Here is a 6,414-nt window from a genome sequence, read left to right on the forward strand (position 1 = left end):
GCTGCACTGGTACAACTACCACCGACCCCACACCGGCATCGCAGGCCAAACCCCAGCCAGCCGCGCCACCAACCTCTCCGGACAACACACCTAGGTCGTCTCTTTCGGATCTTGCCGGTCAAGCCCGCGTCGTCCGGTGCCGTGCATCGGCGTGTTGGCGGGGCGCCCTTGTACTGGTCGTACTGGGGTGCTCCGCCAACGCGGCGAGGTGCGGTGCCGGGCGGCGCGGGCGAGGCAAGATCCGGAAGAGACGGCCTAGGTCCCGTCGGGGTCGTCCGCCTGCGGGACGGCCTCCAGCAGCTCGCGCACGTCGAGCGGCATGACCGCGATCTCGATGCTGCCGCCGCCCTCGTAGGTGCAGGTGACGATCCGTGAGCCGGGGTGGATGACGAGGCCCTCCTTCACGGAGGGGACCCGCACCGCGGTGGCCCGCCCGCCGGGCAGCGGGAGGGGCTCACCGCGCTCGGGGACCCAGCGGGCCGCGCCCCCGTCGGCGTACAGTCGCCCCGCCCGCCAGCGCCCCTCACCGGCGGGCCGGCGCGCCATCCCGGGGATCCCGGGCACCGGGCCGGCGGCCGTCCGCGCGAGGTGCTTGCGCCGCACCAGCCACGCGGCTCCGGCGGCCCCGGCGGCGAGGAACACGTACTCGATCATCCGCCCATTGAAACAGGCCGCGGCCGGCGGGCGGGCCGGGCGGGAGAGCTCAGCCGCCGCTCAGCTGGGACGTGCTCGGGACCTTGTCGACGACGTCGGCGCCCGCGCTCTTGCCGGCCTCCTTGACGCTGCTGATGACGTCGTCGAAGGAGTTGATGTCGGCGTCACCGGCCTGGCCCTTGCGGAGTTTGCCGCCGAGGCCCTTGAGGGACTCGATGCCCGCCGTCAGCGGGGCCATCGCCTTCGACAGCAGCGGGTCGCCCTTGGCGTTGTCGGCGGCCGCCTTCAGCCGGTTGTACGCGAACGCGCCCGCGAGGCCCGCCTTGATGAGCGCGAAGGTCCGGCCCTTGGCGCCCTTCTTGAACTTGCCCGCGCGGTACGGCTTGACGATCCACTGGTAGGTGGCACCCGCCGCGAGGCCCGCGTTGGCCACGAAGCGCGTCTTGGCGAACTTCTGCTTCTCGGCGGACGTGCTGGGCGACGGTGTCGCCGCGGCCAGTTCGTCGGCCTCGGCCGCGGCGGGCTCCGCCGCCGCGAGCGCGGCCAGCTCCCCCATCGACGCGGCGGACAGTTCCTCGCGCGGGCCGCTCCCGCCGCTGCCGCACGCGGTGGCGCCGACCATCAGCGCGGTGGAGAGGACCACCGCCGTGACGGCACGGCGGAATCGGACGGTCGTGGGTACGGACACGGTTTTCCCTCCAGGGACTGAGGCGTCCTCCGCAGCCTCACCCCGGCCCCCGGGCCCCGCCACCCGGGGAACCCGTTCGGGTTTATGCCACGCCTACGCGGCAACACGGGCCGTATGAGCACTCACACACGAGCACGCACCCGGGGAAGCAGTCAGGCAGGACGTGCCGTCGCACTTGTGGCGGACGTGCTCGCCTTCGTGATCGCACTTTGGATCCTGCTCTACTTCCTGGACGCCAACCAGGGCAACTCCCTGGTCGACCTCATCCACGACATCGCCTCCTGGCTGGCGACCTGGTCCTACGACCTGTTCACCTTCAGCCGTGAATGGGTGCAGGTCGTGGTCGGCTACGGCATAGCCGCCGTGACCTACCTCCTCATCGGCCACGCCATCGCCGGCTGGCTCTACCGCCGCTGACGCCCGTCCCGGGTCAGCGGCAGCAGTCCGGCTCCAGCCCGAGCGGGAGCGAGGCCCCGCCGAACACCTCGGTGGTGGCCTCGTCCCCGCCCAGCGCCGCCACGGCGAGCAGCAGGGACCCGGCGGTCCAGGTGGTCTGCTCGACGGGCCAGACCGCCTCGTCCTGGAAGACGTAGCCCGTCCAGTACATGCCGTTGTCGGCGCGCAGGTGGCCGATCGACCGCAGGACCTCCAGCGCCCGGTCCGACTCGCCCGTCGCCCACAGTGCGAGCGCCAGCTCGCAGGACTCGCCGCCCGTCACCCACGGGTTCGGCAGGACGCAGCGCACCCCGAGGTCCGGGACCACGAACTCGTCCCAGCGCTCGTCGATGCGCGCCGTGGCCTCGGCGCCGGTCAGGGCGCCGCCGAGGACCGGGTAGTACCAGTCCATCGAGTAGTGGTTCTTGTCGAGGAACCGCTCGGGGTGGCGCCGGATCGCGTGCCGCAGGGCGCCCGCGGCGAGCTCCCAGTCGGGCTGCGGCTCCTCGCGGTGCTCGGCGATGGCCAGGGCGCAGCGCAGTGCCTGGTGGATGGAGGAGGAGCCGGTGAGGAGGGCGTCGGTGACGGCGGTGCCGTCGGCCTCCCGCTTCCAGCCGATCTCGCCGCCGGACTGCTGGAGCGTCAGGACGCACTCGACGGCCGCGTAGACGGCCGGCCACATGCGGTCGAGGAAGGTGTCGTCGCCGGTGGACAGGTAGTGGTGCCAGACGCCGACGGCTATGTAGGCGGTGAAGTTGCTCTCGCGGCTCGCGTCCTGCGGCTCGTCGGTGTCCACGCCGTCGGGCCGGTCGGCGTAGGCCGCGTACCAGGAGCCGTCCTGGTTCTGGTGCCGCGCCAGCCAGGCGTACGCCCGCTCGGCGGCCTCGTGCTCACCGGCCGCGTCCAGGGCCATCGCGGCCTCGGTGTGGTCCCACGGGTCGAGGTGGTGCCCGCGGAACCACGGGATGGCCCCGTCCGCGCGCTGGGCGGCGAGGATGCCCGCCACCGTCTCCGCTGCCTGCTCGGCGGTCAGTACGCCGTCCAGGACCAGGTGTTCGGTGCGCCCGGGGGAGCTCACTGGGTCGCGCCGACGGGGAGGTGGGGCTTGGTCGCGTACGCCACGAAGCTCTTGCCGATGAGCGGGTTCAGGGCCTGCTCGGCGAGGCGCGTGGCCAGTGGCTTCTTCATGATGTCCCAGACCAGGAGCTTGTGGTACGCCTTGACGGGCAGCGCCTTGTCGTTGTCGACGCCGAAGGCGCACTTGAGCCACCAGTACGGGGAGTGCAGTCCGTGCGCGTGGTGCGTGCCGTAGGGCTTGAGGCCGGCGGCCCGCATCTTGCCGAGGAGCTCGTCCGCCTTGTAGATGCGGATGTGGCCGCCCTCGACCTCGTGGTAGGCGTCGGAGAGCGCCCAGCAGATCTTCTCGGGGCCGTAGCGCGGGACGGTGATGGCGATGCGGCCGCCCGGCTTGAGCACGCGCACCATCTCGGCGAGCACGCCCTTGTCGTCGGGGATGTGCTCCATGACCTCGGAGATGATCACGACGTCGAACGAGTCGTCGGGGAAGGGCAGGGCGAGGGCGTCGCCCTCCATCGCGGTGGCGGTGGCACCGGCCGGGGCCTCGCCGGCCTCCTTCATGGCGGCGAACCACTTGGCGACCTCGCGGATCTCCTCGCCGTTGCGGTCGACGGCGACCACCTGGGCGCCTCTCCGGTAGCACTCGAAGGCGTGCCGGCCTGCGCCGCAGCCCAGATCGAGTACGCGGTCGCCTGCGGCGAGCGGGAACCGGGAGAAATCGACGGTCAGCACGGGGTCCTGCCTTCGCGGTCGCGGGGGTGTGGGGCGGGGGTGTGGATGAGGCGGAGGGTCACCGGGCGCGGCAGGTCACCGCGCGCGGCGGGTACGGGCGGCCTGCTCGATGGCGGCGCGGTAGTGCGCGACGGTGCCTTCGGCGGCCTTGGCCCAGGTGAAGCGGGTCAGGACCCGTTCGCGCCCGGCGGCGCCGAGGCGGGCCCGCAGGTGCGGGTCGCCCAGCATCCGGCCCAGGGCTGCGGCCAGCGCGCCCGCGTCGCCCGGGGGCACCGCGAGGCAGGTCTCGCCGTCGGGTCCGGCGACCTCGGGGATCGCGCCGCCGGTGGTGGCGACGAGCGGGGTGCCGGTGGCCATGGCCTCGGCCGCCGGGAGCGAGAAGCCCTCGTAGAGGGAGGGCACGCAGGCGATCTGGGCGCTGCGGACGAGGTCGACGAGTTCGGCGTCGGTGATGCCCTTGACGAAGCGGACGGCGTCCTGGAGGCCGTACGTCTCGATGGCGCGGGCGACGGGCCCCTCTTCGGCGCGCTTGCCGACGACGACGAGGTGGGCGTCGGGCTGCTCGGTGCGCAGCTTCGCGAGGGCCTCGACGAGGTACACGAGCCCCTTGAGCGGCACGTCGGCGCTGGAGGTGGTGACGATGCGGCCGGGGACCTCGGCGACGGAGGCGTCCGGCGACCACAGGTCGGTGTCGGCGCCGATGTGCACGACGTGGATGCGGTCGTCGCGGACGCCGAGGTGCTGGGCGATCTCCTGCTGGGAGGAGCCGGAGACGGTGAGGACGGAGGGGAGTCTGCGGGCCACGCGGCCCTGCATGCGCGTGAAGGCGTACCAGCGGCGTACGGAGGCCCGCTTCACGCGGCCCTTCGCGGCGTCGAGGTCGAGCTTGCGGTCCACCGTGATGGGGTGGTGGATCGTGGTGACCAGCGGGGCGCCGAGGTCGCCGAGGAGGCCGTACCCGAGGGTCTGGTTGTCGTGGATGACGTCGAAGTCCCCGGCGCGGGCGGCCAGATGGCGGCGGGCGCGCAGCGAGAAGGTGAGCGGCTCGGGGAAGCCGCCGGTCCACATGGTGGCGACCTCGAGGGCGTCGATCCAGTCCCGGTACTCGTCGCGCTTGGGAGTGCGGAAGGGGTCGGGGCTGCGGTACAGGTCCAGGCTGGGGAGCTCCGTGAGCGAGGCGCCCGTGTCGAGCACCGGGTAGGGCTGTGCGCCGATCACTTCGACGGAGTGCCCCAGCTGTACGAGCTCGCGCGAGAGGTGGCGGACGTAGACGCCCTGGCCGCCGCAGAACGGGTTCCCCTTATAGGTGAGGAGTGCGATGCGCAGCGGGCGGTCGCCGTCGGCGGCGGATCCCTCGAAAGGGCTCGTCACCATGGCCTCAGCGGTCACTCTCGGCCCCCTTCTCCCTGCAACTTTCGCCGGAGCGTAACCGCTCGGATAATGTAGAACAAGTTTCAGACTTGATCCGTCGAAGAGCATTGAATCTACCGGCCGGAAACTACACCGTAAGAGGCGGAGCAGGTGATTCGCGCCACGACCGCGGCGCCTGCCATGCTGACGGGGACCAGCCCGGAATCAGCCCGCGCAACGACACGGAACGGGACACATGACAGCGGAAGTGAAGGCCGTCACCACACCGGCGTCGCCTCCCCTGACGGAGCGCCAGGAGGCGCGCCGGCGCCGCATCCTGCACGCCAGCGCGCAGCTGGCCAGCCGGGGCGGATTCGACGCCGTCCAGATGCGCGAGGTCGCCGAGGCGGCCGGGGTGGCGCTGGGCACGCTCTACCGCTACTTCCCGTCCAAGGTGCACCTGCTGGTCGCCACCATGCAGGACCAGCTCCAGCACATGCACACCACGCTGCGCAAGCGCCCGCCGGCCGGGGACGATCCGGCGGCCCGGGTCGCGGAGACCCTGATGCGGGCCTTCCGCGCCCTCCAGCGGGAACCGCAGCTGGCCGACGCGATGGTGCGGGCGCTGACGTTCGCCGACCGCAGCGTGAGCCCCGAGGTGGACACGGTGTCCCGGCTGACCACGGCGATCATCCTGGACGCGATGGGTCTGGAGGGCCCGCCGACCGCGGAACAGCTCTCGGCGGTCCGGGTCATCGAGCACACCTGGCACTCGGCGCTGATCACCTGGCTTTCCGGCCGCGCGTCGATCGCCCAGGTGAAGATCGACATCGAGACGGTGTGCCGTCTGATCGACCTGACGGCCCCGGAAAAGGCCTGAAGCAGCCGCTGGGCACCGGGGGAATTTCGCTGGACAGCGGTCGCGGTCGTGATCGATAGTCCGCCGCATGGCATCTCTTGTGCGACACCTCACCATCGATTGTTCCGACGCCTACAGCCTCGGGCAGTTCTGGGCCGCCGTCCTGGACAGCTCGCTCGCCGACGACGATTTTCCCGGAGACCCCCAGGCGCTGGTCAAGTCGCCCGGAGGGACCCTGCTGTTCGTGACGGTTCCCGACGCCAAGACCGTGAAGAACCGGGTCCACGTCGACCTCCAGCCGCAGGACCGCACCCGCGACGAGGAGGTCGAACGCGTCGTCGCCCTGGGCGCCACCGTCGTCGGCGACCACCGGCGGCCCGACGGGGGCGGCTGGGTGACCCTCGCCGACCCCGAGGGGAACGAGTTCTGCGTCGAGCGGAGCGCCGCCGAAATGGCGAAGTAGGCCTCGACCACCCGGGCCGAGCCGCGAGGCCGAACCGCCCGGGCGGCGCGGCCGACCCCGTCTAGTGACCTGAGTCAGAGATTCGGTGGCAGTAGGCGGCGACCTTGTCGAGGATTTCGTCGGCTGTTTTCGTCCAGGCGAGGGGTCGTGGGTGCT

Annotated in this window: 8 protein-coding genes; 3 read left to right on the top strand and 5 right to left on the bottom strand. The window is 71.9% G+C overall.

What is annotated here, in order from left to right; translation table 11 throughout:
• Positions 1-255 precede the first annotated feature (255 nt).
• Together ACFYP3_RS36665 and ACFYP3_RS36670 are read right to left on the bottom strand one after the other, a co-directional pair.
• Positions 256-654 carry a hypothetical protein gene (locus tag ACFYP3_RS36665; protein WP_388842362.1) on the bottom strand — a complete coding sequence of 133 codons (399 nt, stop codon included), beginning with the start codon at positions 652-654 and terminating at the stop codon, positions 256-258.
• 49 nt (positions 655-703) lie between these two features.
• Positions 704-1,276: a hypothetical protein gene (locus tag ACFYP3_RS36670; protein WP_388842373.1), complete on the bottom strand. Its 573-nt coding sequence runs from the start codon at positions 1,274-1,276 to the stop codon at positions 704-706.
• A 180-nt stretch (positions 1,277-1,456) separates the two neighbouring features.
• On the opposite strand from ACFYP3_RS36670, the gene ACFYP3_RS36675 reads away from it, so the two are divergent.
• A complete protein-coding gene (locus ACFYP3_RS36675) occupies positions 1,457-1,759 on the top strand; it encodes a hypothetical protein (protein WP_388842364.1) in 303 nt (100 codons plus the stop codon).
• Positions 1,760-1,772: 13 nt separating this feature from the next.
• On the opposite strand, the gene ACFYP3_RS36680 is transcribed toward ACFYP3_RS36675, so the two are convergent.
• From ACFYP3_RS36680 to ACFYP3_RS36690, 3 genes are all read right to left on the bottom strand, one after another.
• A complete protein-coding gene (locus ACFYP3_RS36680; RefSeq protein ID WP_388842366.1) occupies positions 1,773-2,855 on the bottom strand; it encodes a prenyltransferase in 1,083 nt (360 codons plus the stop codon).
• On the bottom strand, positions 2,852-3,586 hold the full coding sequence (locus tag ACFYP3_RS36685) for a class I SAM-dependent methyltransferase (protein ID WP_327413733.1): 735 nt from the start codon (positions 3,584-3,586) through the stop codon (positions 2,852-2,854). The genes ACFYP3_RS36680 and ACFYP3_RS36685 overlap by 4 nt, the downstream gene beginning before the upstream one ends.
• A 75-nt stretch (positions 3,587-3,661) precedes the next feature.
• The gene (locus ACFYP3_RS36690) at positions 3,662-4,975 is read right to left on the bottom strand and encodes a glycosyltransferase family 4 protein (RefSeq protein ID WP_388842368.1); all 1,314 of its coding nucleotides are present in this window, start codon (positions 4,973-4,975) and stop codon (positions 3,662-3,664) included.
• Between the two features lie 217 nt (positions 4,976-5,192).
• On the opposite strand from ACFYP3_RS36690, the gene ACFYP3_RS36695 reads away from it, so the two are divergent.
• Together ACFYP3_RS36695 and ACFYP3_RS36700 are read left to right on the top strand one after the other, a co-directional pair.
• The gene (locus ACFYP3_RS36695) at positions 5,193-5,816 is read left to right on the top strand and encodes a TetR family transcriptional regulator (RefSeq protein WP_030722921.1); all 624 of its coding nucleotides are present in this window, start codon (positions 5,193-5,195) and stop codon (positions 5,814-5,816) included.
• A 67-nt stretch (positions 5,817-5,883) separates the two neighbouring features.
• The gene (locus tag ACFYP3_RS36700; RefSeq protein WP_388842371.1) at positions 5,884-6,258 is read left to right on the top strand and encodes a VOC family protein; all 375 of its coding nucleotides are present in this window, start codon (positions 5,884-5,886) and stop codon (positions 6,256-6,258) included.
• Positions 6,259-6,414: the final 156 nt, after the last annotated feature.

Origin of the sequence: Streptomyces sp. NPDC005533 (assembly GCF_042871845.1) — a bacterium.
Classification (GTDB): Bacteria; Actinomycetota; Actinomycetes; order Streptomycetales; family Streptomycetaceae; genus Streptomyces.

What these genes read in the sequence shown, in the direction of transcription:
- ACFYP3_RS36700 (WP_388842371.1), top strand. Translation starts at nt 5,884, where the DNA reads ATGGCATCTCTTGTGCGACACCTCACCATCGATTGTTCCGACGCCTAC.
- ACFYP3_RS36670 (WP_388842373.1), bottom strand. Translation starts at nt 1,276, where the DNA reads ATGGTCGGCGCCACCGCGTGCGGCAGCGGCGGGAGCGGCCCGCGCGAG.
- ACFYP3_RS36665 (WP_388842362.1), bottom strand. Translation starts at nt 654, where the DNA reads ATGATCGAGTACGTGTTCCTCGCCGCCGGGGCCGCCGGAGCCGCGTGG.
- ACFYP3_RS36695 (WP_030722921.1), top strand. Translation starts at nt 5,193, where the DNA reads ATGACAGCGGAAGTGAAGGCCGTCACCACACCGGCGTCGCCTCCCCTG.
- ACFYP3_RS36675 (WP_388842364.1), top strand. Translation starts at nt 1,457, where the DNA reads ATGAGCACTCACACACGAGCACGCACCCGGGGAAGCAGTCAGGCAGGA.